General features: G+C 70.3%; 26 protein-coding genes. 12 read left to right on the plus strand and 14 right to left on the minus strand.

Translation table 11 applies throughout. The features are described 5' to 3' along the window. Window positions 1–122 precede the first annotated feature (122 nt). Window positions 123–911 (plus strand): hypothetical protein, encoded by a 789-nt coding sequence (locus tag PXH83_RS04010; RefSeq protein WP_274556713.1) that lies wholly within the window; start codon window positions 123–125, stop codon window positions 909–911. 276 nt (window positions 912–1,187) lie between these two features. Here PXH83_RS04010 and PXH83_RS04015 read toward each other — a convergent pair whose 3' ends face one another. From PXH83_RS04015 to PXH83_RS04025, 3 genes are all read right to left on the minus strand, one after another. Next, window positions 1,188–1,433 (minus strand): chaplin, encoded by a 246-nt coding sequence (locus tag PXH83_RS04015; protein ID WP_274556715.1) that lies wholly within the window; start codon window positions 1,431–1,433, stop codon window positions 1,188–1,190. 137 nt (window positions 1,434–1,570) lie between these two features. Then, the gene (locus PXH83_RS04020) at window positions 1,571–2,221 is read right to left on the minus strand and encodes a response regulator (RefSeq protein WP_274556717.1); all 651 of its coding nucleotides are present in this window, start codon (window positions 2,219–2,221) and stop codon (window positions 1,571–1,573) included. Next, window positions 2,214–3,401: a GAF domain-containing sensor histidine kinase gene (locus PXH83_RS04025; protein ID WP_274556719.1), complete on the minus strand. Its 1,188-nt coding sequence runs from the start codon at window positions 3,399–3,401 to the stop codon at window positions 2,214–2,216. Before PXH83_RS04025 ends, PXH83_RS04020 begins: the two co-directional genes overlap by 8 nt. 185 nt (window positions 3,402–3,586) lie before the next feature. On the opposite strand from PXH83_RS04025, the gene PXH83_RS04030 reads away from it, so the two are divergent. The 3 genes from PXH83_RS04030 (at window position 3,587) to PXH83_RS04040 (ending at window position 6,594) form a co-directional block, all read left to right on the plus strand. Continuing rightward, window positions 3,587–4,282: an SDR family NAD(P)-dependent oxidoreductase gene (locus PXH83_RS04030; RefSeq protein ID WP_274556720.1), complete on the plus strand. Its 696-nt coding sequence runs from the start codon at window positions 3,587–3,589 to the stop codon at window positions 4,280–4,282. After that, a complete protein-coding gene (locus PXH83_RS04035) occupies window positions 4,279–5,619 on the plus strand; it encodes an S-adenosylmethionine:tRNA ribosyltransferase-isomerase (protein ID WP_274556721.1) in 1,341 nt (446 codons plus the stop codon). The genes PXH83_RS04030 and PXH83_RS04035 overlap by 4 nt, the downstream gene beginning before the upstream one ends. A gap of 237 nt (window positions 5,620–5,856) precedes the next feature. Then, entirely contained in the window at window positions 5,857–6,594 is a 738-nt protein-coding gene (locus PXH83_RS04040) for a transglycosylase SLT domain-containing protein (RefSeq protein ID WP_274556722.1), read from the plus strand. Window positions 6,595–6,674: 80 nt separating this feature from the next. Here PXH83_RS04040 and PXH83_RS04045 read toward each other — a convergent pair whose 3' ends face one another. Further along, entirely contained in the window at window positions 6,675–9,275 is a 2,601-nt protein-coding gene (locus PXH83_RS04045; RefSeq protein WP_274556724.1) for an ABC transporter ATP-binding protein/permease, read from the minus strand. 245 nt (window positions 9,276–9,520) lie between these two features. Between PXH83_RS04045 and PXH83_RS04050 the strand changes: the two genes are divergently transcribed. Both PXH83_RS04050 and serB read left to right on the plus strand, forming a co-directional pair. Next, entirely contained in the window at window positions 9,521–11,185 is a 1,665-nt protein-coding gene (locus PXH83_RS04050) for a streptophobe family protein (RefSeq protein ID WP_274556728.1), read from the plus strand. A gap of 238 nt (window positions 11,186–11,423) precedes the next feature. Continuing rightward, window positions 11,424–12,638 carry a phosphoserine phosphatase SerB gene (gene serB / locus PXH83_RS04055; protein ID WP_274556730.1) on the plus strand — a complete coding sequence of 405 codons (1,215 nt, stop codon included), beginning with the start codon at window positions 11,424–11,426 and terminating at the stop codon, window positions 12,636–12,638. 99 nt (window positions 12,639–12,737) lie between these two features. Here serB and PXH83_RS04060 read toward each other — a convergent pair whose 3' ends face one another. The 4 genes from PXH83_RS04060 to PXH83_RS04075 all read right to left on the minus strand — a co-directional run bounded on the left by PXH83_RS04060 (window position 12,738) and on the right by PXH83_RS04075 (window position 15,124). After that, window positions 12,738–13,256 (minus strand): SixA phosphatase family protein, encoded by a 519-nt coding sequence (locus tag PXH83_RS04060; RefSeq protein ID WP_274556733.1) that lies wholly within the window; start codon window positions 13,254–13,256, stop codon window positions 12,738–12,740. 83 nt (window positions 13,257–13,339) lie between these two features. Continuing rightward, window positions 13,340–13,543, minus strand: a complete 204-nt coding sequence (locus PXH83_RS04065) for a hypothetical protein (protein WP_274556735.1) — start codon at window positions 13,541–13,543, stop codon at window positions 13,340–13,342. Window positions 13,544–13,681: 138 nt separating this feature from the next. Beyond that, the gene (locus tag PXH83_RS04070) at window positions 13,682–13,798 is read right to left on the minus strand and encodes an SGM_5486 family transporter-associated protein (RefSeq protein ID WP_251019915.1); all 117 of its coding nucleotides are present in this window, start codon (window positions 13,796–13,798) and stop codon (window positions 13,682–13,684) included. Window positions 13,799–13,840: 42 nt separating this feature from the next. Then, a complete protein-coding gene (locus PXH83_RS04075) occupies window positions 13,841–15,124 on the minus strand; it encodes a CynX/NimT family MFS transporter (protein WP_274556741.1) in 1,284 nt (427 codons plus the stop codon). A gap of 66 nt (window positions 15,125–15,190) precedes the next feature. Between PXH83_RS04075 and PXH83_RS04080 the strand changes: the two genes are divergently transcribed. Continuing rightward, window positions 15,191–15,883: a FadR/GntR family transcriptional regulator gene (locus PXH83_RS04080; RefSeq protein WP_274556743.1), complete on the plus strand. Its 693-nt coding sequence runs from the start codon at window positions 15,191–15,193 to the stop codon at window positions 15,881–15,883. Here the strand turns inward: PXH83_RS04080 and PXH83_RS04085 are convergent. The 3 genes from PXH83_RS04085 to fabG all read right to left on the minus strand — a co-directional run bounded on the left by PXH83_RS04085 (window position 15,866) and on the right by fabG (window position 17,912). Next, window positions 15,866–16,222 (minus strand): hypothetical protein, encoded by a 357-nt coding sequence (locus PXH83_RS04085; protein ID WP_420803112.1) that lies wholly within the window; start codon window positions 16,220–16,222, stop codon window positions 15,866–15,868. The genes PXH83_RS04080 and PXH83_RS04085 overlap by 18 nt on opposite strands. 198 nt (window positions 16,223–16,420) lie before the next feature. Beyond that, window positions 16,421–17,188, minus strand: a complete 768-nt coding sequence (gene fabI / locus PXH83_RS04090) for an enoyl-ACP reductase FabI (RefSeq protein WP_274556744.1) — start codon at window positions 17,186–17,188, stop codon at window positions 16,421–16,423. A 4-nt stretch (window positions 17,189–17,192) separates the two neighbouring features. Further along, on the minus strand, window positions 17,193–17,912 hold the full coding sequence (gene fabG / locus PXH83_RS04095) for a 3-oxoacyl-[acyl-carrier-protein] reductase (RefSeq protein ID WP_214914104.1): 720 nt from the start codon (window positions 17,910–17,912) through the stop codon (window positions 17,193–17,195). Between the two features lie 184 nt (window positions 17,913–18,096). Here fabG and PXH83_RS04100 point away from each other — a divergent pair, with 184 nt between their 5' ends. From PXH83_RS04100 to PXH83_RS04120, 5 genes are all read left to right on the plus strand, one after another. Further along, window positions 18,097–19,620: a TldD/PmbA family protein gene (locus tag PXH83_RS04100; protein WP_274556745.1), complete on the plus strand. Its 1,524-nt coding sequence runs from the start codon at window positions 18,097–18,099 to the stop codon at window positions 19,618–19,620. After that, a complete protein-coding gene (locus PXH83_RS04105; protein ID WP_274556746.1) occupies window positions 19,617–21,008 on the plus strand; it encodes a metallopeptidase TldD-related protein in 1,392 nt (463 codons plus the stop codon). The genes PXH83_RS04100 and PXH83_RS04105 overlap by 4 nt, the downstream gene beginning before the upstream one ends. Window positions 21,009–21,060: 52 nt before the next feature. Then, window positions 21,061–22,329, plus strand: coding sequence for a tyrosine--tRNA ligase (tyrS, locus tag PXH83_RS04110; RefSeq protein WP_274556748.1), 1,269 nt, complete (start codon window positions 21,061–21,063; stop codon window positions 22,327–22,329). A gap of 340 nt (window positions 22,330–22,669) precedes the next feature. Continuing rightward, window positions 22,670–23,044 carry a DUF3099 domain-containing protein gene (locus PXH83_RS04115; protein WP_274562660.1) on the plus strand — a complete coding sequence of 125 codons (375 nt, stop codon included), beginning with the start codon at window positions 22,670–22,672 and terminating at the stop codon, window positions 23,042–23,044. A gap of 188 nt (window positions 23,045–23,232) precedes the next feature. Continuing rightward, window positions 23,233–23,484, plus strand: coding sequence for a hypothetical protein (locus PXH83_RS04120; RefSeq protein ID WP_274556750.1), 252 nt, complete (start codon window positions 23,233–23,235; stop codon window positions 23,482–23,484). A 62-nt stretch (window positions 23,485–23,546) separates the two neighbouring features. Here the strand turns inward: PXH83_RS04120 and moaA are convergent, their stop codons facing one another. The 3 genes from moaA to PXH83_RS04135 all read right to left on the minus strand — a co-directional run bounded on the left by moaA (window position 23,547) and on the right by PXH83_RS04135 (window position 26,761). Further along, a complete protein-coding gene (moaA, locus tag PXH83_RS04125; protein ID WP_274556752.1) occupies window positions 23,547–24,536 on the minus strand; it encodes a GTP 3',8-cyclase MoaA in 990 nt (329 codons plus the stop codon). A gap of 195 nt (window positions 24,537–24,731) precedes the next feature. Then, complete coding sequence (locus PXH83_RS04130; protein ID WP_274556755.1) at window positions 24,732–26,375, minus strand: solute symporter family protein; 1,644 nt, start codon at window positions 26,373–26,375, stop codon at window positions 24,732–24,734. Then, window positions 26,372–26,761: a DUF485 domain-containing protein gene (locus PXH83_RS04135; protein WP_374225045.1), complete on the minus strand. Its 390-nt coding sequence runs from the start codon at window positions 26,759–26,761 to the stop codon at window positions 26,372–26,374. Before PXH83_RS04135 ends, PXH83_RS04130 begins: the two co-directional genes overlap by 4 nt. Window positions 26,762–26,808 lie beyond the last annotated feature (47 nt).

Raw genomic sequence — 26,808 nt, forward strand, 5'->3', positions numbered from 1 at the left:
TCCGGCCCGGGGTCCGGCCAGGGGTCCGGCCCAGGTCTGCCCTGGGTCCGGCGCCTGGCTCGGTCCCGGGTCTCTGGTCCGTCCGGCGCCTGGCGTCCCCGGTCTGTCCTTAGGGTGGGTCCATGCTCTTGGAACCACGCTCAGGACGACTGGCCGCATGGGGAAATGCCCTTTTGGCCGGGATTGCTTCGCCGGATGACGCCGCGCTCGGCATCGTCGGGGAGGACACGGTGCACCGGGTTGAAGGGGTGCCCGGGGAGACGGGGCCGGTCGGGCTCACTCTGGCCCTCGGGCGACTGCGCGGCCTGGGAGTGACCGGGTTCCGGGTGGCGCTCCCCGCGCCGGGGCATCCGCTGGGGCTCAGCGGGCCGCCGGAATTCAATGCGCGTGCGCTGGAGGCGGAGGAGGCGGTGGTCTGCTCCGGGGCGGCGTTCGGGCTGGTGCCGGAGGTGTACGAAGTGGGCCCGGCCGGTGATGTGCATACCGAGGTGACGTGGCACTGCCTGACAGTACGGGAGGCTCCGCCGGCGGATGTGCCGTCGCTCGGGGAGGCCGAGCGGGAGCTCGCGGAGGCGCTGCGGGATGCGACGGCGATGCTCTCCCGGCTGGATGTCGCCGGGTCCGGGCCGGTGGCGGAGGCGGCGATCGACGCGTACCGGGCGCGGGTTGAGGGCGGCGGCGGGGAGCTGCTGGCTCCCGGGTATCCGCCGCGTGCGGTACGGGTCCTGGAGCTGGCGCAGCGGGTTGGGCTGCTGATCTCGGTTGCGTACGAGAACGGACACGGCGGTGCGGTGAGCGCGTCGGAGATCGCGGCGCGGGGTGAGGCGCTGCGGCCGGTGGAGCGGGTGGCGCGGAGGGCTCAAGTGGCGGCGTACAACGCGTGGGTGGAGGAGCGGGAGCGGGGGGTGTGAGCGGTGGGTCGGTGCGGGGGGTCTGAGCGATGGATCGGTGCGGGGGGGTGCGGTGCGGGTGCCGGCGGGCGCGGTGTGGGGTGCGTGCCGGGGGCTGCGTGGCGTGCGGGGGCATGCCGGGGGCTGCCTGCCGTGCGGGCGCATGCGGCGCTGGTCCCCTCCCCGCCCCTTCCCGAAACCGGGGGCAAGCCCCGGACCCCCCAGGGGGTGGGAGGCGGACCGGCCCCCAGGCGCTGTGCGCCTGGGGGCCGGTGGTCACCGCTCGACCGGGGGTCGTCAGTGGTTGATGCCTTCGTTCCCGAAGGCCGGGTTCAGGACGCCGACCACGTTGATGGTGTTGCCGACGACGTTCACCGGGACGGCGACCGGGGCCTGGACCAGGTTGCCCGAGGCGACGCCCGGGGACTGGACGGCCTTGCCGTTCGCGTGCGCACCGTCGGTGGCAGACGCGACGCCCGCACCGGCGGCGATGAGGCCTCCGGCAACCATCGTGACGGCAGCGGCCTTCTTCAGGGTCTTCACTTCAGGATCCTCCTAGCGGTCGCTGCGGCCAGCCGCCGCAGCACGCCATGGAGAACGGCCGCGGGCCGATCTGGTTGCGCCATGTGGGGGACGTACACCCGACAGTATGAATCTCGGATCGGATGTAGACGCCCGGATTAGCCCGTTACCCCATGTCGTACGGCCCAGAGCGCCGCCTGGGTCCGGTCGGAGAGATCGAGCTTCATCAGGATGTTCGATACGTGCGTCTTGACGGTTTTCTCCGAGAGGACGAGTGCGCGGGCGATCTCGCGGTTGGAGCGGCCGTCGGCGATCAGAGTCAGTACTTCCCGCTCCCGCTCGGTGAGCGTGTTCCCCCGGCCCGTGCCGCCGTTCCCCTCGTCCTGGGACAGCAGGGCGCCCGCGACCTCCGGCTGGAGGAGGACGTGGCCGGCGTGGACGGAGCGGATGGCTCCGGCCAGGGCGTCCGGGTCCACGTCCTTATAGACGTAGCCGGAGGCGCCGGCCCGAAGGGCGGGGACGACGGTGCGCTGCTCAGTGAAGCTGGTGACGATCAACACCTTGGCGGGGTTGGCCAGTTCGCGGAGTTTGCGGAGTGCGTCGATGCCGTCCGTGCCCGGCATCTTGATGTCCATGAGTACGACGTCGGGGCGGAGCTCTTCGGCCCGGGCCACCCCCTCGGCGCCGTCCCCGGCCTCCCCGACCACCTCGATGTCGTCCTGGATCTCCAGGAACGTGCGGAGACCTCGGCGTACCACCTGGTGATCGTCGACCAGCAGTACGCGGATACCGGCCTTTGCGTCAGCCACCGGGGACCTCCATCTTGATCGTGGTGCCCGTGCCGGGCGCCGATTCCACGGTGAGCTGTCCGCCGGCCCCGCTCGCGCGGTCGCGCATCGAGACCAGGCCCAGGTGGCGGCCCGCCTTGCGGACGGTTCTCGGGTCGAAGCCGGAGCCGTCGTCCGTGACCCTCAGCATGGCGCCCTGGCCGTGCTTTTCGAGTACGACGTCCACGCGGGAGCCGCCCGAGTGGCGCAGTGCGTTGTGCAGTGCCTCCTGGGCGACCCGGAGGAGGGCTTCTTCCTGGGCGGCGGGCAGGGCCCGTACTCCCGAGCTTTTGAAGGTGACGTGGGCGCCGTGGGCGCGGTCCATGACCTGGATCTGGGTACGGAGGGTGGCGATCAGGCCGTCCTCGTCCAAAGCCGCGGGGCGGAGTTCGACAACGGCGTCGCGCAGTTCGTCGGCCGCTTCGGCGGCGAGCGCCGCCACCTGCTGGAGCTCGCCCTTGGCGCGGGCCGGGTCGCGGTCGACGAGGGCGGCCGCGGCCTGGGCGGTCAGGCGCAGGGAGAAGAGCTTCTGGCTCACGGCGTCGTGGAGCTCGTGGGCCAGGCGGGAGCGTTCCTCGACGATGGTGAGTTCGCGGCTGCGCTCGTACAGACGGGCGTTGGTGAGGGCGATCGCGGCGTGCTGGGCGAGCATGCCGAGCAGCTCCTCGTCCTCTTCCGTGAAGCCGCAGCTGCCGTCGGGCTTGGGGCAGCGCTTGTTGGCGAGGAAGAGCGCGCCTATGACCTCGTCGCCGTCGCGGATGGGCAGGCCCAGGAAGTCGGACATGTCGGGGTGCGCGGACGGCCAGCCCTCGAAGCGGGGGTCCTTGCGTACGTCCCCGAGGCGCTCGGGCTCTGCGCCGTGCAGCATCGCGGCGAGGATGCCGTGCTGCCGGGGCAGGGGGCCGATGGCCTTCCACTGCTCGTCGCTGACGCCGTCCACCACGAACTGGGCGAACCCGCCGTGATCGTCGGGGACGCCCAGGGCGGCGTACTCCGCGTCCAGTAGCTCACGGGCGGAGGCGACGATCGTCTTGAGGACGTCGCGCACTTCCAGGTGCCGGCTCATCGCGAGCAGCGCGGTGCTCACGGCGGACAGGCCGGAGCGTGGGGACGGGGTCTCCGCCCCTGCTCGAACGGGGTTGAGACCTCGGGGAACGGTCATGGGATCACCGTACCGGCGGGGGTGCGGTGGCCGTATCGGACCTGCGGCGGCCTCTGCTTAGGGCGCAAGGCGTAGGCCGAAGTGCCCTGGTGCGGTGGGGCTCGCGCATGAGGCGCGGGGCGGGGGCGCGTTCCTACGTTGGGGGCATCGAACGCGATGTCTAGGGATGCAAGGGGACGGTTGCCATGCCGGTTGCGATCATCACGGGGGCTTCGAAGGGGCTGGGGCAGGCGCTGGCCCTGGGGCTCGCGGAGCGGGGCTGGGATCTGGTGCTGGATGCCAGGACCGGGAGCGTGCTGGAGGACGCGGCGCGGGAAGTGCGTAAATACGGGACGCGGGTGGTGGCCGTGGCGGGGGATGTCACGGACGCCGCGCACCGGGGGGAGCTGGCCCGGGCGGCGCGCGGGCTCGGCGGCCCGGATCTGCTGGTGAACAACGCCAGCGCACTGGGCGCGGAGCCGCTCGTACGGCTGGAGGAGCTGCCGCTGGAGGGGCTGCGGGCGGCGCTGGAGACGAACGTGGTGGCGGCGCTCGGGCTCGTACGGGAAGTGCTGCCGATGCTGCGGGAGGCGGGGGGCGCGGTGCTTTCGGTGAGCTCGGACGCGGCGGTGGTGGCGTACGAGACGTGGGGCGGGTACGGGGCTTCGAAGGCGGCGCTCGACCATCTGTCGGCGGTGCTGGCGGTGGAGGAACCGGGGCTGCGGGTGTGGGCGGTGGACCCGGGCGACATGCGGACCGATCTGTACGCGGCGGCTGTTCCGGGGGACGAGGACGCGCGGCCCGAGCCCGGGAGTGTGGTGCCCGCCCTGCTGCGGCTGCTGGACGAGCGGCCGGCCAGTGGGCGGTACACGGCGGCCGCGCTGCCGGAGGTACGGCGATGACGGTGCTCGACGCACTGCGCGTACCGGAGGAGCTGTCGGCACGGGTGCCCGCCGAGGAGCGCGGCGGCGGGCGTGACGATGTGCGGCTGCTGGTGTCGCGCGGGACGGAGGTGGCGCATCACGCGTTCCGGGACCTGGCGGGTCGGCTGCGAGCCGGGGACGTACTGGTGGTGAATACGTCACGGACGCTGGCGGCGGCGGTGGACGGGTGGCTTGTGGGGCGGGGGTCGGGAGCGGGGACGGGGACGGGAGCGGGAGCGGTTCCGGGGGCAGGAGCGGGAACGGGGCCGGGACCGGAGACGGGAGCGGGGTCGAGGCCGGGACCGGAGACGCGAGCGGGGTCCGGAGCGGGAACGGGGTCCGGAGCGGGAACGGGGTCGGGTGCAGGGTCCGGAGCGGGAGCGGGTGCAGGGTCCGGAGCGGGGACGGGGACGGGGACGGGGACGGGTCCAGTGTCCGGGGCCGTTTCGGGGGGCGAGGCTGTGGTCGTGCACTTCTCCACCCGGGGGGACGACCTGCGGTGGAGCGTGGAGCTGCGGAGTCCTGTGGGGGACGGGACCACCCGGCCGCGTGCCGGTGGGGGCTCGGGGGACGTGGTGCTCGTGGGTGGCGGCGTACGTCTGGTATTGGAGGAGCCTGTCAGTGCGGTTGGGGAGCGGTTGTGGTGGGCCCGGGTTTCCGGTGGGGACGTGCCGGGGCTGTTGCGCGGGCACGGGCGGCCCATTCGGTACGGATACACGGAGCGGGACCAGCCGCTGTCCGCTTACCAGACGGTGTTCGCGGTGGACTCCCCCGACGGGGCCGGTTCCGCGGAGATGCCCAGCGCCGGGCGGCCCTTCACCGCGGCGACGGTGGCGGGGCTGGTGAGCCGGGGTGTGCAGTTCGCACCGCTCACCCTGCATACAGGGGTGTCGTCGGCCGAGGCGCACGAGCCGCCGTACCCGGAGCGCTTCGAGGTGCCGGACGCGACGGCGCGGCTGATCAATGCCGCCCGTGCGGGAGCAGGCCGGGTCATTGCCGTCGGGACTACGGCCGTGCGCGCGCTGGAGTCGGCGGCGGGTCCCGACGGGGTCGTGCGCGCGGCGGCGGGCTGGACCGATCTGGTGGTCACCCCCGAGCGCGGGGTGCGTGTGGTGGACGGGCTGCTGACAGGACTGCACGAGCCGGAGGCATCGCATCTGCTGATGCTGGAGGCGATCGCGGGGCGGGCCGCTCTGGGCCGCAGCTACGCCGAAGCGCTGACCCATCTCTACCGCTGGCACGAGTTCGGCGACGTACACCTCATCCTGCCGGAGGAGGCCACTCACTCTGAGCATCGCTCGTGCAACGAGCGGTGAGGTTGTTACGTGCCCGATGTGAGCCCGCGCATAGGACGTACATCACTTACGAAGGAGCGTAGTGGTCGTATAAGGGCCAGTTCCGTGGGGTAGGCGCGGGCGCCGGGCCTAGATCCGGGGGGTCCTTCCCACTACCTCCCGTAGTACGTCACACCTTTGCCAGAGGATTTTGCGGACGCTAACAATGGCTGCCGTCGCGGACTCCGCGGCTTCCGCTACTTGAAGAGGTACGTCTGCATGTCCGCGTCCAGCACCCCCGGCCATAGTCGCCTGAAGAAGACCCACAAGGTTTCCATCGCCGGTGTCGCCGCCCTCGGCGCCGCTGCCCTCGCGTTCTCTCTCGTCCCCAGTAACGCATCCGCTCAGGCAGAGCCCGCGACCGTCGCCGCCGCACCGGTGGCATGGTCCGCAGCGGCCGCCGACAGCGCGCAGGCCAAGACTGTGCACACCAGCATCACCCAGCAGCACACCGACGCCGACAGGCTGGCGAAGGCTGTGGCCGACGCGCGGGCGAAGGCCGACGCCAAGGCCGCCGCGGCCGCCAAGGCAAAGGCTGAAGCCGAGGCGAAGGCCAAGGCCGCCGCCGCCGCGAAGAAGCGCGCCGCCGACAAGAGGGCCGCGGCCAGCCGCGCTGCTGCCCGCAAGCCCGTCTACGCGAACAACCTGGACGGCTGGATCCGCGAGGCCCTGTCCATCATGAAGGCCAAGGGCATCCCGGGTACGTACGACGGTCTGCACCGCAACATCATCCGCGAGTCCGCCGGCGACCCCCGCGCCATCAACAACTGGGACATCAACGCCCAGAACGGCGTCCCGTCGATCGGCCTGCTGCAGGTCATCAAGCCGACGTTCGACGCGTACCACGTGGCCGGTACGGCCCACAGCCAGTACGACCCGGTTGCCAACATCACCGCCGCTGCCAACTACGCGGCCGACCGGTACGGCTCCATCGACAACGTGAACAGCGCCTACTAAGAGGCACTGGACTTCACGAGCATGAAGGAAGGGCGGCACCCCGTGCGGGGTGCCGCCCTCCTTCGTGTGCGCAGGCGCTGTTACTTGCGCATGACCTCGGGCTCGTGGCGGCGCAGCAGTCGCGCGACCGCGAAGCCGCAGGCGACGCCGATGGCCAGCAGGACCGTGATGTTCATGCCCCACACGCCCGCGCTGTGCTCCCACAGCGGGTCCAGGTCCGTGGGGTTCTGCGGGTCCCACGGCGGCATGAGGTGCGCCAGGTCGAGCGTCGCACCCGCGCCGGCGATGGCCCAGCGGGACGGCATCAGCCAGGCGAACTGCTCCAGGCCGGGCGAACCGTAGACCTGGAAGAGGATGCCGGTGAAGACGACCTGGACGATCGCGAACATGACGAGCAGCGGCATGGTCTTCTCGGCGGTCTTCACCAGCGAGGAGATGACCAGGCCGAACATCATCGAGGTGAAGCCGAGCGCGATGATGATCACGCACAGCTCGACGGCCGGGGGCATCAGCAGGCCCTCTTCCGGCAGGTCGCGGGATGCGAAGCCGATGGCGCAGATGATGACGCCCTGGATGGCCGTGATCACGCCGAGGACGATGACCTTGGACATGAGGTACGCCGAGCGGGACAGGCCGGTGGCCCGTTCCCTTTCGTAGATGACCCGTTCCTTGATCAGCTCACGTACGGAGTTGGCCGCGCCGGAGAAGCACATGCCGACCGCGAGGATCAGCATGATCGTTCCGGCGTCGCCGTTGAACCTGGACGGCGGCTCGGGCGGCGCGAGGCCGAAGTCGGCCGGGATGACGACGCTGACCACGCCGAGGACGGCGGGCAGGACCACCATCAGGCCGATAAAGCCCTTGTCGGACGCGATGACCGAGGTGTATCGCCTGATCAGTGTCCAGAGCTGAGCCATCCAGCCTTGCGGCTTGGGCGGCCGCATCTGCTGCGGGGGCGGCATGTGTACGGACTGTGCGGCAACGGCGTCGATGTCCGCGGCGTACATCTGGTAGTGCTGCGAGCCGCGCCAGCGGCCCGCCCAGTCGTAGTCGCGGTAGTTCTCGAAGGCGGAGAAGACGTCGGCCCAGGTGCTGTAGCCGAAGAAGTTCAGTGCCTCCTCCGGCGGACCGAAGTAGGCGACGCTGCCGCCGGGCGCCATGACGAGGAGCTTGTCGCAGATAGCGAGCTCGGCCACGGAGTGCGTGACGACGAGGACCGTACGGCCGTCGTCGGCGAGGCCGCGGAGCAGCTGCATGACGTCGCGGTCCATGCCCGGGTCGAGGCCGGAGGTCGGCTCGTCCAGGAAGATCAGCGACGGCTTGGTCAGCAGCTCCAGGGCTACGGAGACGCGCTTGCGCTGGCCACCGGAGAGGGAGGTGACCTTCTTCTCCTTGTGGATGTCCAGCTTGAGCTCGCCCAGAACCTCGTCGATGCGGGTCTGGCGCTCGGCCTCGGTGGTATCTGCCGGGAAGCGGAGCTTGGCGGCGTACTTGAGGGCCTTCTTGACGGTCAGTTCCTTGTGCAGGATGTCGTCCTGCGGGACCAGACCGATGCGCTGGCGGAGCTCGGCGAACTGCTTGTACAGGTTCCGGTTGTCGTAGAGGACGTCGCCCTGATTGGCGGGCCGGTAGCCGGTGAGCGCCTTGAGCAGGGTGGACTTGCCGGATCCGGACGGGCCGATGACCGCGATGAGCGACTTCTCCGGTACGCCGAAGGAGACGTCCTTGAGGATCTGCTTGCCGCCGTCGACCGTCACCGTGAGGTGGCGGGCGGAGAAGGAGACCTCACCGGTGTCGACGAACTCCTCGAGCCGGTCCCCGACCAGGCGGAACGTCGAGTGACCGACGCCGACGATGTCGCTCGGACCAAGCAGCGCGGTGCCGGACTTGGGGATCGGCTGACCGTTGACGTACGTGCCGTTGTGGCTGCCGAGGTCGCGGATCTGGAAGCGGCCGTCGGGCGTCGCGGTGAACTCGGCGTGCAGCCGGGAGACCTGGAGGTCGGAGACGACCAGCTCGTTCTCCAGCGCACGGCCGATCCGCATGACGCGGCCGAGGGCCACCTGGTGGAACGTCGTCGGGCTGCGGTCTCCGTACACCGGCGGAGCCCCCGCGACACCGCCGGACTGGGCGCCGCCGTGGCCTGCGTGGCCGCCCTGGCCGCCTTGCTGGTGTGGCACCTGAGGCTGCTGCCAGGCTTGCTGGGGCTGCTGCTGTTGTTGCTGGGGCTGCTGCTGTTGTTGCTGAGGCTGCTGTTGCTGGTGCTGCTGTTGCTGCTGTTGCTGCGGGGCCTGTGCTGCCCAGCCGGGAGCGCCCTGCTGGTGTGGTGCCTGCTGGTGTGGTGCCTGCTGCTGCGGCGTCTGAGCCGGTGCCTGCTGGGCCATCGCGCCGGCCCCGCTCAGGCTCAGTCGCGGACCGTCGGTGGCGTTGCCGAGGTGCACGGCGGAGCCGGGGCCGATCTCCATCTGGTGGATCCGCTGGCCCTGCACGTACGTGCCGTTGGTGCTGCCGTGGTCCTCAATGACCCAACTCCGGCCCCCCCAGCTGATGGTGGCGTGTCGCCACGAGACCCTGGCGTCGTCGATCGCCAGGTCGCCCTGCGGATCGCGTCCGAGGGTGTACGACCTGGACGGATCGAGCGTCCAGGTCCTTCCATTCAATTCCAGTACGAGTTCCGGCACTCCGCGCCCCACTAGTTGTCCCCCGAGTTACCCCCGTCGCAGGGAGTCTAGGGATGCTGAACATCGGGAGGAACTATTTCAGGCCCGGTCCCGAATTAGAAAGTCGGGCTCCGTACAGACCGTGCACGGGCTGCCCGTTGACGCGGGAGAAATACCTCCGGAGAGTGGTAAGCACCCATGAGTACGTACGGATCATGCGCGAATAGAACAACCTAGGACAGTTCTGCACGGATCGGGGGGTCCTGATGGGCGCTGGCGGCAGTGTGGGCGTGCGGTGGGGCGATGTGCTGTTCGCCGCGATCGCTTCGGTGAGCTGGGCGTTGGTCGGCATGGCGGGCGTCGCGGCCCTCGGGCTCCATCTGCTGGGCGCGGATTCGGCGGCATCGCTCGGGCCGATGACAGCGGCGGTGGTGGTGCTCGGGGCAGGGGGTTCGGTCAGTCCTTCCGGCAATGTCTCGGCCTTCGGTCTGGAGGGCGCGGAGGCGACGACCGCCGTCGACATCGCGCCACTTGGGGTGGGTCTGGTCGGGGCTCTCCTGCTGGCGTTCTTCTTCCTGCGGTCGCTGCGGGGCGCGGGGAAGGTGATCTCCGGGGGCGAACTGGCCGCGCGGGCGGGCTCGGTGGCCGTGCTGTTCGTCGCCACGATGGGCGGGCTCGCCTGGGCCGGCCACGACGTCATCACCATCGACGGCGATGCGCTCGGCGGCGCGCTCGGGCTCGACGACACCGGCGACGTGCCCGGCGGTATCGCCGACCGCCTTCCCGACGGGCTCGGGGACATCGGCGGTCTGCTCCCCGGCGGCCTCCCCGACCGGCTCGCCGACCTCGCGGACGCGAAGGCGTCGGTCGGCTTCACCGTCAATACCGGCGATTCTCTGGTGGGCGGGGCGTGCTGGGTGGTCGGAGTGCTGGTCATCGCGTTACTCGCGTCCCGTCGTACGCCGCTGCCTCGCGGGTGGGACGCCATGCACCGGGTCGTACGGCCGGCCGCTTCCGCCCTGGTCACAGTGCTGGTTGTCGCGGTTGTGGCCGGGCTCGCCGCGGCGGCGTACGCGGCGGTCGGCGACGACCACCCGAAGCGGGTCGTGGGCGCCGCGCTGCTCGGGACGCCGAACGGGGTGTGGCTCGGGATCCCGCTCGGGCTGCTCGTGCCGTGGGACGGCGAGGCGACGGGCGAGCTGGCGAAGGTGCTGCCGGATCCGCTGGACGAGCTGCTTCGGGCGGGCGCGGAGGAACCGGTGACGCTGGGCAGGCTCGCCGAACTCGACGGTCGTATCTGGCTGTTGGGGGTCGCGGCCGCGGTGATGATGCTGTACGCGGGGGTGCTTGCGGCGGCCCGTACACCTCGGGGGGAGCTGTCGGTCGCGGGGTTCGCGGGACGGTGCGGGGTGCGGCTGGGGGTGGTGGCGGCGATTGCGCTGCCGCTGCTGGTGTGGCTGACGGATGTTTCCGCCGACGCTTCGCTGTCCGTGCTGGGGTTCGACGCGTTCGGCGCCGGTATCGAGCTGCACGGGAGTGTGCCGATGGCGGTACTGATGGGCCTGGCGTGGGGTGCGGGGGCAGGGAGCGTGGGGGCGCTGCTGGCGTGTGCGGCGGGGGTGGCGGGGGCGCGGGCCGCGGCCTTGGCGTCGGCGTCGGCTTTGGGTGGCGGCGGGGGGCGGACCTATCCGGATCTTGCTTACGTGCCGGGGCCCTACCGGCCGTCGCCGGCCTATCGGCCCTCGCACGACGATACGAACCCGTATCTGAGGCCGCCGGAGGATGTGCATGGGGCGCCTACGGTGGCGGGGCCGATGGTACCGCCGCCTCCGGTGGGGCCAAGGCGGCCGCCGCCTCCGGTGGGGCCGCGGCGGCCGTGGCCTCCGGAGGAGGAGGGACCGCCGCCGGGGTGGCCGGGGCGGCGGGGGTGAGGGGCTGAGTGCGCACGGGCGGGGTGTGCTGGTGGCTGGGGCTGCGGGCGCCGGGGCTTTGTTCCTCCTGGCCGCCCCTTCCCGTGGGGGGGCACTCCCCAGCCCCCCGGGCGCGCTGGAAAATCAGCCCTCCGGCATTCGAGGAGCTGGGTCCGGGGTGGAGCCCCGGTTCGCCCGGTGTCCGGTCCTCGGGACAGGAGGTGAGCGTGGGAGGCCGGGCCGATACGGTGGAAGCATCATGAGCGCATCGCAGCCCAGCCAGACCTCCGACGCCCCCACCCTTCTCGTCAAGATCTTCGGGAAGGACCGCCCCGGAATCACCGCCGGGCTCTTCGACACCCTCGCCGCCTACTCCGTCGACGTGGTCGACATCGAGCAGGTCGTCACCCGTGGCCGCATCGTCCTGTGCGCCCTCGTGACCGAGCCCACCGTGAGCACCGCCGGTGAGCTGCGCGCCACCGTGCACAGCTGGGCCGGGTCCCTCAAGCTGCAGGCAGAGATCATCTCGGGTACGGGCGACAACCGTCCGCGCGGCAGCGGTCGTTCGCACGTCACCGTGCTCGGGCACCCGCTGACCGCGGAGTCGACCGCCGCCATAGCGGCCAGCATCACGGCGACCGGCGGGAACATCGACCGTATCTTCCGGCTCGCCAAGTACCCCGTCACCGCGGTCGAGTTCGCGGTGTCCGGTACGGAGACCGCACCCCTCCGCACCGCGCTCGCGCTGGAGGCCGCCGAGCTCGGGATCGATGTGGCCGTGGTGTCCGCCGGGCTGCACCGACGGGCACAGCGGCTGGTCGTGATGGATGTGGACTCCACGCTCATCCAGGACGAGGTCATCGAGCTGTTCGCGGCGCACGCGGGATGCGAGGACGAGGTCGCCGAGGTGACCGCACAGGCGATGCGCGGTGAGCTGGACTTCGAGCAGTCGCTGCACGCACGCGTGGCGCTGCTCGCGGGGCTCGACGCCGCGGTCGTGGACAAGGTGCGGCAAGAGGTGCGGCTCACGCCCGGCGCCCGGACCCTGATCCGTACGCTCAAGCGGCTGGGTTACCAAGTGGGCGTCGTATCGGGCGGTTTCACGCAGGTCACCGATGATCTGAAGGAGCGGCTGGGGCTGGACTTCGCCTCGGCGAATACGCTGGAGATCGTCGACGGGAAGCTCACGGGGCGCGTCGTCGGCGAGATCGTGGACCGCGCCGGCAAGGCCCGGCTGCTGCGCCGTTTCGCCAAGGAGGCGGGCGTACCGCTCTCGCAGACCGTCGCGATCGGCGACGGTGCGAATGACCTCGACATGCTGAACGCGGCGGGCCTGGGCGTTGCCTTCAATGCGAAGCCTGTCGTCCGCGAGGCCGCCCACACCGCCGTGAATGTGCCCTTCCTGGACACGGTTCTGTATCTGCTGGGCATCACGCGCGAAGAGGTCGAGGCGGCCGACGGCCTCGCCGAGTGAACGTGAGGGGCCCCGGGACGGATATCCGTTCCGGGGCCTCTTTTCGTACGCGGAAGGTTCGTATGCGGAAGATTCGTACGCGGAAGAGAAAGCGCGCCGTCAGTCGTGCGGTGCCCAGTAGTCCAGCAGCCTGCCCGCGCCGTGCTCCACGGACTTCCAGGAGCCGGTGAACCCGATGACCGCGAACGACGCGGTCGGGAATCCACTGCGGGTCATCCGGGCCAGTGCGTCGCCCTCGGCACCGCCCGCCAGGGCGTCGGCGGCCGCGTGCATGCCGGGGTTGTGGCCGATGACAAGAAGGTCGTTCACCTCGTCCGGGGTCTCGTTCAGCAGCGCGAGAAGGTCGCCGAGGGAGGCCTCGTACAGCCGCTCCTCGTAGACGGTCCTGGGTCGCCGCGGCAGCTCCTGCACGGCCAGCTTCCAGGTCTCACGGGTCCTGGCGGCGGTCGAGCAGAGAGCCAGATCGAAGGTGATGCCGGTGTCCGCCAGCCGGTGGCCGGCGACCGGGGCATCCATGCGGCCTCGGTCGGCGAGCGGGCGCTCGTGGTCGGACACCTGTGGCCAGTCGGCCTTCGCATGCCGGAGTAGGACGATCCTTCGGGGTGTATCGACGCTCATGCATCCCAGCTTCGCACGAATCGTGCCACGGGGCGCTGGGTGTTGGCGGGCTCCCCCACCACGGGTGAACGGGCCCTGAATGACTAGCGGGACAGGGTCTGCTGGAGGCGTTCCACGAGGTGCGCGACCGTCGGGTCGCCGCTTACGGCGTGCGCCTCGCCGGGACCGGCGATGAGGATGAGCAGTACGGCGAAAGCGAGCGTGGGGAGGACGACGCCCCACCACGGCAGGCGAATGTCGACGCCGGAGGCCTGCGGGTTGGACCGGGTGTGTGCACGGGCCGCCATGGCCGCCTCCGTTGACGTTTCGACTGGTGTACGTCGAACCTACGGAGGGCCGGCGGCGTAACCCATCCGGTGACCCACCCACTTCACCCTGACCCTGTCCCCCTAGGGGAGGGTGGGGAAAACCCCACCACCCTCAGGTCAGGGGGAGGCGAGCGACGCGACGATCGCGATGAGCACCGTGATGCCGAGCATCGCGCCGAGCACGATGAGCAGCTTCTTCTGGCCGTTCTGGGGGTTGGGGTCGAGTACAGGCATACGGCCAGTCTCGCACCCTTTGTACGCCCGGACGCGGCCGGGTCAGCGGAGCTCTTCCTCGATGGTGCGGTTGCGCCCGGCCAGCGCGCCGACCACGATCTGCGGCACCATCAGCCCCGCCATCAGGGCGATCGGCAGGCCCCAGCTGCCGCTGTGCTGGTAGAGCACGCCGACGAGCAGCGGCCCGGGGATCGAGAGGAGATAGCCGGTGCTCTGCGCGAAGGCGGAGAGGCGGACGACGCCCGCGCCGGTCTTCGCCCGCATCCCGATCATGGTGAGGGCGAGCGGGAACGCGCAGTTGGAGACGCCGAGCAGCAGGGCCCACACCCAGGCGCCGGAGGCCGGAGCGAGGTAGAGGCCGGTGTAACCCATGAGCCCGCACAGGCCGAGGGCGACGACGATCGGGCCCTGGGTGCGCATGCGGGACGCGAGGCGCGGGATGACGAAGGCGAGCGGGACGCCCATCGCCATGGTGACGGCGAGCAGCACACCGGCAGTGCCCGCGGAGACTCCGGCGTCGCGGAAGATCTGCGGCATCCAGCCCATCGTGATGTACGCCGCCGTGGCCTGGAGGCCGAAGAAGCAGGCGAGCGCCCATGCCGTACGACTGCGGGTGATCCTCAGCGCGGGGGCGTTCCGCTGCTCCTGGGCGGCGGCGCGCGTCTCGGCGGCCCTGGCGCCGGCCTGCCGGGTCAGGACGAGCCAGGGCAGTACGGCGACTGCGGCCAGCGCGCCCCACAGGGCGAGGCCGGTCTGCCAACTGCCGCCCAGGGCCTGGGTCATGGGGACGGTGGCGGCCGCGGCGAGGGCGGTGCCGAGGGAGAGGGCCATCGAGTAGAGCCCGGTCATCTGGCCCACGCGGTCGGGGAACCAGCGCTTGACGATGACCGGCATGAGGATGTTGCTCAGCGCGATGCCCATGAGGGCGAGCGCGCTGGCCGCGAGGAATCCGGCGGTGGCCCCGACGAAGGGGCGTACCAGCAGGCCTGCCGCGATGGCCGCCATACCGGCGCACACGATCGCGCCGGGGCCGAAGCGGCGGGCGAGGCGCGGCGCGGTGAGGCCGAAGAGCGCGAAGCAGAGAGGCGGTACGGAGGTCAGGAGACCGGCGACGCTGCCGCTCATGCCGAGCCCGATGCGGACCTCTTCGAGGAGCGGGCCGAGGCTGGTGATGGCGGGGCGGAGGTTCAGGGCGGCGAGGACGAGTCCGACGATCAGGAGCCGGGTGATCCAGACTGTGCGCCGGTCCGCGGAGGCCTGTGCCTGTGCGGGGATGGTCGGCGCCTTGTGGGCGGGGCTCAGGGTCCGGGTCTCGTCGTCGGGCATGGGGCCATCATAGAATCATGGGATGATTGGTTGTCCAATCGTGGCACTGCTGACCAGAGGAGCACCATGGCGCTGACCTCCCCCCGGCGTTCGGCACTCGCCGACCAGGTGATCAACGAGCTGCGCAACCAGATCACCTCGGGCGAGTGGCCCGTCGGGTCGCGCATCCCGACCGAGCCGGAGCTCGTCGAGCAGCTGGGAGTGGCCCGCAACACCGTGCGTGAGGCGGTGCGCGCGCTGGCGCACAACGGGCTGCTCGACATCCGGCAGGGCTCGGGTACGTACGTCATCGCCACCAGCGAACTGGCCGGCGTGATGCACCGCCGCTTCGCGGACGCCGACCCCCGCCACATCGCCGAGCTGCGCTCCACCCTGGAGTCCTCCGCGGCCCGGCTGGCGGCGGAGCGGCGTACCGAGCGTGATGTGAGGCAGCTGGACGCGGTGCTCGCGCGCCGGGAGGCGGCCTGGGAGTCGGGCGACGCAGAGCTCTTCGTCCGCGCGGACGCGACGCTGCACCTGGCCGTGGTCGCCGCCTCGCACAACGACGTACTCATCGGGCTCTACGCCGACCTGGGCGACCTGCTGCGCGCCTGGCTGCGCGACGACGTGGGGCACGAACTGCGCCCCGAGGACCACATGGACCATGCACGGATGGTGGAGGCGATCCGGGCGGGCGACGCCGATACGGCGGCCACCGAGGCGGCGAGCTACTCCCTCAAGTGCCTCGGGGACCGCGTGCAGTCATCTCCCGGGATGTGACTGCATCCGCTCGTGGCTGACCCACGCCGCGCGGACTTCCTTCCAGCAGCGGTCGGTGAGTCGCACGGTCCGGGCGGGGCCGACCTCGACCGGCGGCCCGTCCGCGTCTATGTCCCACCAGCGGTCGCACTCGGTGTGCAGCTGCACCCGGTCGGACTCGGGGTAGGGGTTGTGGCAGTACGCGACGACCCGGGACCCTTCGATCGAGGTCCGGCAGGTGGAGCCGAAGGGTGGTGTGCCGGATGCGGCCGCCTGGGCGGCGGTGGCCGGGGCCACCAGTCCGGCCACGGCGACCGATGTCAGTACGAAAGCTGCCGCTCGGTGGTTCGACGGGCGCAAGCGCCGTCACCTCCTCCCCACAGCACACCGGGTGAATCCCGGCCTTCACAGTTTGCGGGGAGTGGTCCGCATTTTCGACTCGGGGAGCCGGACGCACACCGGACGCACACCGGACAGGCAGAAAGCCGCGCACCGTCTCGTCGACGGTCGCGCGGCTTTCTGGCAGCCGTGAGACGCTGAGTGGTCGAGCGCTGCGCGCTACGCGCCGATGGCGTGCAGCCCGCCGTCGACGTGGATGATCTCGCCCGTCGTCATCGGGAACCAGTCGGAGAGCAGCGCGACGACGCCGCGGCCGGCCGGCTCCGGGTCGGACATGTCCCACTTCAGCGGGGAGCGGTCGTCCCAGACGCCCGCCAGCTCCGCGAAGCCGGGGATGGACTTGGCGGCCATGGAGCCGATCGGTCCGGCCGAGATCAGGTTGCAGCGGATGTTGTCCTTGCCCAGGTCACGGGCGAGGTAGCGGGAGGTGGCCTCCAGCGCGGCCTTGGCCGGGCCCATCCAGTCGTACTGCGGCCAGGCGTACTGGGCGTCGAAGGTGAGGCCGACGACCGAGCTGCCGCTGCCCATCAGCGGGCGGCACGCCATGGTGAGCGACTTCAGCGAGAACGCCGAGACGTGCATCGCCGTGGCGACGGATTCGAAGGGCGTGTTGAGGAAGTTGCCGCCGAGCGCGTCCTGCGGGGCGAAGCCGATGGAGTGGACGACGCCGTCGAGGCCGCCGAGCTCCTCGCGGACCAGGCCTTCGAGCCGGTCCAGGTGCTCGGTGTTGGTCACGTCCAGCTCGATGACCTTCGCGGGCTTCGGCAGCTTCTTCGCGATGCGCTCGGTGAGCGTGGGCCGGGGGAAGGCGGTCAGGATGACTTCGGCACCCTGCTCCTGGGCCACCTTGGCGGTGTGGAAGGCGATGGAGGACTCCATCAGCACACCCGTGACGAGGATGCGCTTGCCGTCAAGAATTCCACTCATGTGATCAGTGACCCATGCCCAATCCGCCGTCAACCGGGATGACGGCTCCAGTGATGTACGACGCGTCGTCGGAGGCGAGGAACCGCACCGTCGCGGCGATCTCGTCCGGCTGCGCGTAACGGCCGAGCGGCACCTGGGCAACGATGCCCTTGCGCTGCTCGTCCGAGAGCGCCTGGGTCATGTCGGTGTCGACAAACCCGGGCGCGACGACGTTGAAGGTGATGTTGCGCGAGCCCAGCTCACGGGCGAGCGAACGCGCGAAGCCGACCAGACCGGCCTTGGAGGCGGCGTAGTTCGCCTGCCCCGCCGAGCCGAGGAGCCCGACGACCGAGGAGATCAGCACGACCCGGCCCTTCTTGGCGCGCAGCATGCCGCGGTTGGCACGCTTGACGACCCTGAAGGTGCCGGTGAGGTTGGTGTCGAGTACGGACGTGAAGTCCTCTTCCGACATGCGCATGAGGAGCTGGTCCTTGGTGACGCCGGCGTTGGCCACCAGCACCTCCACGTTGCCGTGCTTCTCCTCGATCTCCTTGTAGGCCTGCTCCACCTGCTCGGCGTCGGTGATGTCGCACTTGACGGCCAGGCAGCCCAAGTCGGTGAGAGCTGCCGGCGGCTCGCCGGAACGGTAAGTGATCGCGACCTTGTCGCCTGCCTCGGCGAAAGCGCGGGCGATGGCGAGGCCGATGCCCCGGTTTCCTCCGGTGACGAGAACCGAGCGGCTCAACGGATCACCCTTTCGATAGCGGTCTGGTACCGATCGAAGCTATCGGTACCGGGCCTCCTACGGAGAATCGGGGCCTGACAGCGCCGTACGAAAGTCACTGTCGGGTCCCTACAGAAAGTAGTGGGCACAGCGCCCCCGGGCGCGACATGATCGGGGTGACCGGTCTCGACGACAGGAGTCATCCGTGCCTCATTCCATCGACGAAGCGTTCACGGCGCTGCCGTTGCGCGCGCTCGCCGACGCGGCGCTCGCGCGTGCTCGCGCGCTCGGCGCCGATCATGCCGATTTCCGCTTCGAGCGGGTGCGCAGCGCGACCTGGCGGCTGCGCGATGCCAAGCCATCGGGTACGTCCGACACCACGGACCTGGGGTATGCGGTACGGGTGGTGCACGGGGGTAGTTGGGGCTTCGCTTCCGGCGTCGACCTGACCATGGACGCGGCCGCCCGGGTCGCGGGCCAGGCCATTGCGATGGCGAAGCTGTCGGCGAAGGTGATCAAGGCGGCGGAATCGGACGAGCGTGTGGAGCTGGCCGACGAGCCGGTGCATGCCGACCGGACGTGGGTCTCGGCGTACGACATCAATCCGTTCGATGTACCGGACGAGGAGAAGTCGGGGCTGCTCACCGACTGGAGCGCGCGGCTGCTGGCGGCCGAGGGGGTCGCCCATGTGGACGCCTCGCTGATGACCGTGCAGGAGAACAAGTTCTACGCGGACACCGCCGGCACCGTCACCACCCAGCAGCGGGTGCGGCTGCATCCGCAGCTCACCGCGGTCGCCGTGGACGACAAGAGCGGCGAGTTCGACTCGATGCGGACCATCGCGCCGCCGGTCGGGCGCGGCTGGGAGTACCTGACGGGGACCGGCTGGGACTGGGAGTCCGAGCTGGAGCGGATTCCCTCGCTGCTCGCCGAGAAGATGCGCGCGCCGAGCGTGGAGGCCGGGACGTACGACCTGGTGGTCGACCCGTCGAATCTGTGGCTGACCATCCACGAGTCGATCGGCCACGCGACCGAGCTGGACCGGGCGCTGGGCTACGAGGCGGCGTACGCGGGGACTTCCTTCGCCACCTTCGATCAGCTCGGGAAGCTGGCGTACGGCTCCCCGATCATGAATGTGACGGGTGACAGGACCGCCGAGCACGGGCTCGCGACGGTCGGGTACGACGACGAGGGTGTCGAGGCGCAGTCCTGGGATCTGATCAAGGACGGGACGCTCACCGGCTACCAGCTGGACCGGCGCATCGCGAAGCTGACGGGCCTGGGGCGGTCGAACGGCTGCGCCTACGCCGACTCCCCCGGCCATGTGCCCGTACAGCGCATGGCGAATGTCTCGCTCCAGCCGGATCCGGGCGGGCTTTCGACCGATGATCTGATCGGGGGTGTGGAGCGCGGGATCTACGTCGTCGGTGACCGGTCCTGGTCGATCGACATGCAGCGGTACAACTTCCAGTTCACCGGGCAGCGCTTCTTCCGGATCGAGAACGGGCGGCTGGCCGGGCAGCTGCGCGATGTCGCCTACCAGGCGACGACGACGGACTTCTGGGGCTCGATGGAGAAGGTCGGCGGCCCGCAGACGTACGTGCTGGGCGGCGCCTTCAACTGCGGCAAGGCCCAGCCGGGCCAGGTGGCGGCGGTCTCCCACGGCTGCCCGTCGGCCCTGTTCCGGGGCGTGAACATCCTCAATACGACGCAGGAGGCCGGTCGATGAGCCGCACAGCCAAGCCCTACGAGATTGTCGAGCGGGCGCTGGAGCTGTCCAGGGCGGACGGCTGCGTGGTCATCGCAGACGAGCACTCCTCCGCCAATCTGCGCTGGGCGGGCAACGCGCTCACCACCAACGGCGTCACGCGCGGGCGCACTCTCACCGTCATCGCGACCGTCGACGGCGCGGAGGGCACGGCGTCCGGTGTGGTGTCGCGTTCGGCCGTCACCGCCGACGAGCTGGAGCCGCTGGTACGGGCCGCCGAGGCCGCCGCGCGCGGCGCCGGGCCGGCCGAGGACGCACAGCCGCTGGTCACCGGCGTGCCCGCGTCCCCCGATTTCACGGACGCGCCCGCCGAGACCTCCTCCAGCGTCTTCGCCGACTTCGCGCCCGCGCTCGGCGAGGCCTTCGCCCGCGCCAAAGCCGGTGGGCGTGAGCTGTACGGGTTCGCGAACCACGAGACGACGTCCAGCTACCTCGGTACGTCGACGGGCCTGCGCCTGCGTCACGACCAGCCCAACGGCACGCTGGAGCTCAACGCCAAGTCCCCGGACCGTACGCGCTCGGCCTGGGCCGGGCATGCCACGCGCGACTTCAAGGACGTGGACCCGGCCGCGATGGACACGGAGCTGGCGAAGCGCCTGGGGTGGGCGGAGCGCAGGGTGGACCTCCCTGCCGGGCGGTACGAGACGCTGCTGCCGCCGACCGCCGTCGCCGACCTGCTGATCTACCAGCTGTGGTCGTCGACGGCCAGGGACGCCGCGGAGGGCCGCACCGTCTTCAGCAAGCCGGGCGGCGGCACCCGGATCGGCGAGACGCTGTCCGAGCTGCCGCTGACGCTGCGCAGCGACCCGAACGAGCCGGGCCTGGAGTCCGCGCCGTTCGTCATCGCACACTCCTCCGGCGACGACTCGTCGGTCTTCGACAACGGGCTGCCGCTCAACGCCACCGACTGGCTGCGCGACGGCAGGCTCGAACACCTGCTCACGACCCGGCACAGCGCCGGCCTGACCGGGCTGCCGGTGGCTCCCGGGATCGGCAACCTGATCCTGGACGGCGGGGGCGGTCGTTCGCTGGACGAGATGGTGGCCTCCACGGAGCGAGGGCTGCTGCTGACCTGCCTCTGGTACATCCGCGAGGTCGACCCGGCGACGCTGCTGCTGACCGGGCTGACCCGGGACGGTGTCTATCTCGTAGAGAACGGCGAGGTCGTCGGCGAGGTGAACAACTTCCGGTTCAACGAGTCGCCGGTCGACCTGCTGTCGCGGGCCGCCGAGGCCGGACGCAGCGAGAAGACGCTGCCGCGTGAGTGGGGCGACTGGTTCACCCGGGCCGCGATGCCCGCGCTGCGTATCCCGGACTTCAATATGAGCTCGGTCAGCCAGGGCGTATGACGCCCATAGACTGGCCGGGAGACTTCCCATCATTTCGAGGAGAGACAAGACCGTGACGGACATCGTCGACGAGCTGAAGTGGCGCGGGCTGTTCGCCCAGTCCACTGACGAGGACGCACTGCGCAAGGCGCTCGCGGACGGTCCGGTCACGTTCTATTGCGGCTTCGACCCGACGGCGGCCAGCCTGCACGTGGGGCACCTGGTGCAGGTCCTCACCGTGCGCCGGCTCCAGCAGGCCGGTCACCGGCCGCTCGCCCTGGTGGGCGGGGCCACCGGCCAGATCGGTGACCCGCGGCCGACCGCGGAGCGCACGCTGAACGACCCGGAGACGGTCGCGAACTGGGTGGCGCGGCTGCGCGCCCAGATCGAGCCGTTCCTCTCCTTCGAGGGGCCGAACGCGGCCACCATGGTCAACAACCTGGACTGGACCGCGGAGATGTCCGCGATCGAGTTCCTGCGGGACATCGGCAAGCACTTCCGGGTGAGCAAGATGCTCGCCAAGGACTCGGTCGCCCGGCGGCTGGAGTCCGACCAGGGCATCAGCTACACGGAGTTCAGCTACCAGCTGCTTCAGGGCATGGACTTCCTGGAGCTGTACCGGCGCTACGGCTGCACGCTCCAGCAGGGCGGCAGCGACCAGTGGGGCAACCTCACGGCGGGTCTCGACCTGATCCACCGCCTGGAGCCGCACGCGAACGTGCACGCGCTGGCCACCCCGCTGATGGTCAAGGCGGACGGCACCAAGTTCGGCAAGTCCGAGAGCGGTGCGGTCTGGCTGGACCCGGAGATGACCACGCCGTACGCGTTCTACCAGTTCTGGCTGAACGTGGACGACCGGGACATTTCGCCGTACATGCGCATCCTCAGCTTCAAGAGCCGTACTGAGCTGGAGGAGCTGGAGAGGCTCACCGAGGAGCGCCCGCAGGCCCGCACGGCCCAGCGCGCGCTGGCGGAGGAGCTGACGACGCTCGTGCACGGAGCCGAGCAGTGCACGGCGGTCATGGCCGCGTCCAGGGCGCTCTTCGGCCAGGGTGAGCTCGCCGAGCTCGACGAGGCGACGCTGGGCGCGGCACTGTCCGAGCTGCCGCACGCCACGGTCGCCGAGCTCGGGTCCGTCGTGGACCTGTTCACGGAGGTCGGCCTGTCGCCGAGCAAGTCGGCCGCCCGTCGTACGGTCCGGGAGGGCGGGGCCTACGTGAACAACGTCAAGGTCACCGACGAGGACGCCGTACCCGCGCGGGAAGAGCTGCTGCACGGCCGCTGGCTGGTGGTGCGGCGGGGCAAGAAGAACCTGGCGGCGATCGAGGTTGCCGCCGGCTGAGTCGCTTCCGCAAAGAAAAGCGGCCGGGTGCGCGATTCCGCGCTCCCGGCCGCCTTTCGCGTTCCTGGCCCGTAATACGTGAGGCCCGTACGTCACGCCCGCCGTCTGGTGCCCTCCATCGATGCCCAGAGCATGTCGCCCCCTGCCGTGTGCGCAGGTGCGCCCAGTCCCGGACCGCCCCCGGTACGGCGCATGCCGGACGGCGCCCTACGTGGTCGGGCGGTCGCCGTGCGCGCAGGGCTGGGGATCCCCCGGTCTCGAACACGGCGCAGGCGCGGCGTAACGTGGAACGCGTCCGGTCCGGGGAGCGTCCGGCACACGAATCGGGTGGTGGAACATGATGCGGAAGCACAGCAGCGCCGAGGTCTTCCGGATCACAGGAGCCCGGCAGTCGCTGGCCGACGACGTGCGTGGCCGGCAGCGGCGCTATGTCATTTCGATGTCCGTACGGACCGTTTCGTTCATCCTGGCCGCGGTCCTGTGGAATGTGGAGCGGCCCGTCGCGATCGTGGCCCTGGTACTGGGAGCGCTCCTCCCGTACATCGCCGTGGTCATCGCCAACGCGGGCCGGGGAAACGCACCTTCACTGCCCTCGACCTTCGTCCCCACACCCGTACGCCCGGCGCTCACCGCCTCCCCCGAACCGGCCGCCCCGGAAGCCGAGCCGGAGGGGGCCGAACCCGGCCGGGGTCAACGGGCGCCTGACCAGAGCTGATCCCGTCCGGTCTGCAAAGCTCAAGAAAAGCTCAGATCAATCATGAAGTTCCGGTGCACCGCACCCCGTGTCGCGTGACATACTTCGTAGGCGCTCCGCATCCCCCGTCGGAGCGACGGACCGACGCCGGGCAGCTCCCCCCGTGGCTGCTCGGCGTCGCCATTTGGGGCTGGCCTAGGGTTGAGCGCGTGAACTCCCCTGATGCTTCCGATTCCAGCGCACCGGTCTGCTCCGCCAAGGGCTGCCGCACCGCCGCCGTCTGGGTCCTTGCCTGGAACAATCCGAAGCTGCACACCCCGGAGCGCCGCAAGACCTGGCTGGCCTGCGACGAGCACCGTGAGCACCTGTCCCAATTCCTCGGCGTACGCGGCTTCTTGAAGGATGTGGTGACGCTCAGGGAGTGGGAGGACTCCGCCGCCGGAGACGACCGGGACGGCTGAGCCCAAGACGGCGACGGCTGAGCCCACGACGGCCGAGACGGCCGAGACGACCGATCGGCGCCTCAGCCTCCGATGGCCGACATCGGACGGTCGGGCTGCAGGAAGGACGGGTCGTCGAGACCGGAGCCCGCCTTCTTGCCCCACATCGCCAGCTTCCAGAGCCTGGCTATCTCCTCGTCCGGGGCGCCGGAGCGCAGGGCCCCGCGCAGGTCCGACTCCTCACGGGCGAACAGGCACGTACGCACCTGGCCGTCGGCGGTGAGCCTGGTCCGGTCGCAGGCCCGGCAGAACGGGCGAGTGACGGAGGCGATGACGCCGACGCGGTGCGGGCCGCCGTCGACTACCCAGCGCTCGGCGGGGGCCGAGCCGCGCTCGTCGTCGCCCTCCGAGGTGAGCGCGAAGCGCGTACGCAGCGACTCCAGGATGTCACCGGCCGTAATCATACCGTCGCGCTTCCAGCCGTGCTGGGCGTCGAGCGGCATCTGCTCGATGAAGCGCATCTCGTAGTCGTTCTCGACGGCCCAGGCGAGCAGGTCGGGGGCCTCGTCGTCGTTGAGCCCGGGCATCAGCACGGCATTGACCTTGACGGGCGTGAGGCCCGCGTCGCGGGCGGCCGCCATGCCGTCGATCACGTCGTGGTGACGGTCCCGGCGGGTGAGGGTCTTGAAGACGTCGGGGCGCAGGGTGTCCAGCGAGACATTGACCCTGTCCAGGCCGGCCGCCTTGAGGGCGACGGCGGTGCGCTTGAGGCCGATGCCGTTGGTCGTCAGGGACATCTGGGGGCGCGGCTCCAGGGCGGCGCACCGCTCCACGATGCCGACGAGGCCGGGGCGCAGCAGCGGCTCTCCGCCGGTGAAGCGCACCTCGGTCACGCCCAGGTCCGTCACGGCGATCCTTATCAGCCGGACGATCTCGTCGTCGGTGAGCAGATCGGGCTTGGCCAGCCACTGCAGGCCCTCTTCCGGCATGCAGTACGTACACCGGAGATTGCAACGATCGGTGAGTGAAACACGCAGGTCAGTGGCGACCCGGCCGTAAGTGTCGATAAGCATCCTCGGCCCCCTCCCCGATCCGGAATTCGTCTTGGTCCAACGCTGTCGAGCCTACGCGACGCCTCTGACAACAACAGGGGCCCGATGCCACGAGGAGCACAGTGGCCGCCTCGTACGACTCTACGACGCGGCCACGGCTCACCGTTGTGGAATGTGCTGTGCAATGTGCGGTGGATTCCGCTGTGGCACCTGAGGTCAGTGCGCTCCGATGCCGGTGAGGGACTTGACCTCCAGCTCCGCGTACTTGCCGACGTCCGGCTCCTCCTTCGACAGTACGGACCCGAGCCAGCCGAGCAGGAAGCCCAGCGGGATCGAGATCAGCCCCGGGTTCTCCAGCGGGAACCAGGCGAAGTCCGCGTCGGGGAACATCGACGACGGCTTGCCCGAGACGACCGGCGAGAAGAGCACCAGGGTCACGGACGAGATCAGGCCGCCGTAGATGGACCACAGTGCGCCCTGGGTCGTGAACCTCTTCCAGAAGAGGCTGTAGAGGATCGTCGGCAGGTTGGCGGAGGCGGCGACCGCGAAGGCGAGGGCCACGAGCCCGGCCACGTTCAGGTCGCGGGCCAGTGCGCCCAGTGCGATGGAGACGATGCCGATGGCGACCGTCGCCCAGCGTGCGGCGCGTACCTCTTCCTTCTCGGTGGCCTTGCCGCGCCGGATGACGTTGGCGTAGATGTCGTGCGCGAACGACGACGAGGACGCCAGGGTGAGGCCCGCGACGACCGCGAGGATGGTCGCGAAGGCGACCGCGGAGATCACGGCGAGCAGAATCGCGCCGCCCGGGGAGTCCGCGCCGCCGCCGATTTCCAGGGCGGCCAGCGGGGCGGCCGTATTGCCCGCCTTGTTGGAGGCGACGATGTCGCCGGGCTTGAGCAGCGCGGCGGCGCCGAAGCCGAGCACGATGGTCATCAGGTAGAAGGCACCGATGATGCCGATCGCCCAGTTCACTGACTTACGGGCGGCCTTCGCCGTCGGCACGGTGTAGAAGCGGATCAGGATGTGCGGCAGGCCGGCGGTGCCCAGGACCAGGGCGATGCCCAGTGAGATGAAGTCGAGCTTCGAGATCCCCGTGGCGCCGTACTTCAGGCCGGGCTCCAGGAACGCCGAACCCTTGCCGCTGTTGGAGGCCGCGGTACCGAGCAGGTCGGAGAGGTTGAAGTTGAACTTCAACAGAATCAGGAAGGTGATCAGCAGGGTGCCCGCGATGAGCAGGACGGCCTTGACCATCTGGACCCAGGTGGTGCCCTTCATGCCACCGATGGTGACGTACAGGATCATCAGGACGCCGACGAGGGCGACGATGAGGATCTTGCCCGCGTCGCTGGTGATGCCGAGGAGCAGCGAGACGAGTACGCCCGCGCCCGCCATCTGCGCGAGCAGGTAGAAGATCGAGACGACGATGGTGGAGGTGCCTGCTGCGGTACGGACCGGGCGCTGGCGCATGCGGTACGCGAGGACGTCGCCCATGGTGTAGCGGCCGGAGTTGCGCAGCGGCTCCGCGACGAGGAGCAGCGCGACCAGCCAGGCGACCAGGAAGCCGATGGAGTAGAGGAAGCCGTCGTATCCGAAGAGGGCGATGGCGCCCGCGATGCCGAGGAAAGACGCGGCGGACATGTAGTCGCCGGAGATCGCGAGGCCGTTCTGAAAGCCCGTGAACTGGCGGCCGCCCGCGTAGAAGTCGGCGGCGTTCTTGGTCTGGCGGCCCGCCCAGACCGTGATGAACAGGGTGGCGACGACGAACAGGCCGAAAAGGGTGATGATGAGCGGCCGGTGCTCGCTCGCGTCGCCGGCGGCGGCGAGCTGGACCGTGGCCGCCGTGGTCAGCGCGGTGCTCATGCGTCGCCCTCCATACGGGACTTGATCGCCTCGGACTTGGGGTCGAGCTGCGCGGCGGCGTGGCGCGAGTAGAACCAGGCGATGAGGAACGTGGTGGCGAACTGGGCGAGGCCGAGGGCGAGCGCCACGTTGATGTTGCCGAAGAGCTTGGTGCCCATGAAGCCGCCCGCGTAGTTGGACAGCAGGACGTACAGCAGGTACCAGGCGATGAACGCGACGGTCAGGGGGAAGGCGAAGGAGCGGTGGGAGCGGCGCAGTTCGCCGAACTCCGCGCTCTCCTGCATCTCGACGAACTCTTCCGTCGTGTGCCCTGCGGTGTGTTCCGCCGTGTGCTCTGCCTGGCTCAGGCCCGTGCCGCCCTCGGGCGGTGGTGCATCGGTTGCCACGGAATCTCCTCGCGACGCGGGTGCGGTGGGTGGGGTGGGCAATGTGA

It is taken from the genome of Streptomyces spiramyceticus, assembly GCF_028807635.1.
Lineage (GTDB): Bacteria > Actinomycetota > Actinomycetes > Streptomycetales > Streptomycetaceae > Streptomyces > Streptomyces spiramyceticus.

Bases quoted from the DNA above. Each gene is read 5' to 3' on its own strand.
- PXH83_RS04040 (WP_274556722.1), top strand. From the start codon at position 5,857: ATGTCCGCGTCCAGCACCCCCGGCCATAGTCGCCTGAAGAAGACCCAC.
- serB (WP_274556730.1), top strand. From the start codon at position 11,424: ATGAGCGCATCGCAGCCCAGCCAGACCTCCGACGCCCCCACCCTTCTC.
- moaA (WP_274556752.1), bottom strand. From the start codon at position 24,536: ATGCTTATCGACACTTACGGCCGGGTCGCCACTGACCTGCGTGTTTCA.
- PXH83_RS04035 (WP_274556721.1), top strand. From the start codon at position 4,279: ATGACGGTGCTCGACGCACTGCGCGTACCGGAGGAGCTGTCGGCACGG.
- PXH83_RS04065 (WP_274556735.1), bottom strand. From the start codon at position 13,543: ATGGCGGCCCGTGCACACACCCGGTCCAACCCGCAGGCCTCCGGCGTC.
- fabI (WP_274556744.1), bottom strand. From the start codon at position 17,188: ATGAGTGGAATTCTTGACGGCAAGCGCATCCTCGTCACGGGTGTGCTG.
- PXH83_RS04030 (WP_274556720.1), top strand. From the start codon at position 3,587: ATGCCGGTTGCGATCATCACGGGGGCTTCGAAGGGGCTGGGGCAGGCG.
- PXH83_RS04075 (WP_274556741.1), bottom strand. From the start codon at position 15,124: ATGCCCGACGACGAGACCCGGACCCTGAGCCCCGCCCACAAGGCGCCG.
- PXH83_RS04050 (WP_274556728.1), top strand. From the start codon at position 9,521: ATGGGCGCTGGCGGCAGTGTGGGCGTGCGGTGGGGCGATGTGCTGTTC.
- PXH83_RS04105 (WP_274556746.1), top strand. From the start codon at position 19,617: ATGAGCCGCACAGCCAAGCCCTACGAGATTGTCGAGCGGGCGCTGGAG.
- PXH83_RS04060 (WP_274556733.1), bottom strand. From the start codon at position 13,256: ATGAGCGTCGATACACCCCGAAGGATCGTCCTACTCCGGCATGCGAAG.
- PXH83_RS04080 (WP_274556743.1), top strand. From the start codon at position 15,191: ATGGCGCTGACCTCCCCCCGGCGTTCGGCACTCGCCGACCAGGTGATC.
- PXH83_RS04115 (WP_274562660.1), top strand. From the start codon at position 22,670: ATGCGGAAGCACAGCAGCGCCGAGGTCTTCCGGATCACAGGAGCCCGG.
- PXH83_RS04010 (WP_274556713.1), top strand. From the start codon at position 123: ATGCTCTTGGAACCACGCTCAGGACGACTGGCCGCATGGGGAAATGCC.
- PXH83_RS04025 (WP_274556719.1), bottom strand. From the start codon at position 3,401: ATGACCGTTCCCCGAGGTCTCAACCCCGTTCGAGCAGGGGCGGAGACC.
- PXH83_RS04070 (WP_251019915.1), bottom strand. From the start codon at position 13,798: ATGCCTGTACTCGACCCCAACCCCCAGAACGGCCAGAAGAAGCTGCTC.
- PXH83_RS04130 (WP_274556755.1), bottom strand. From the start codon at position 26,375: ATGAGCACCGCGCTGACCACGGCGGCCACGGTCCAGCTCGCCGCCGCC.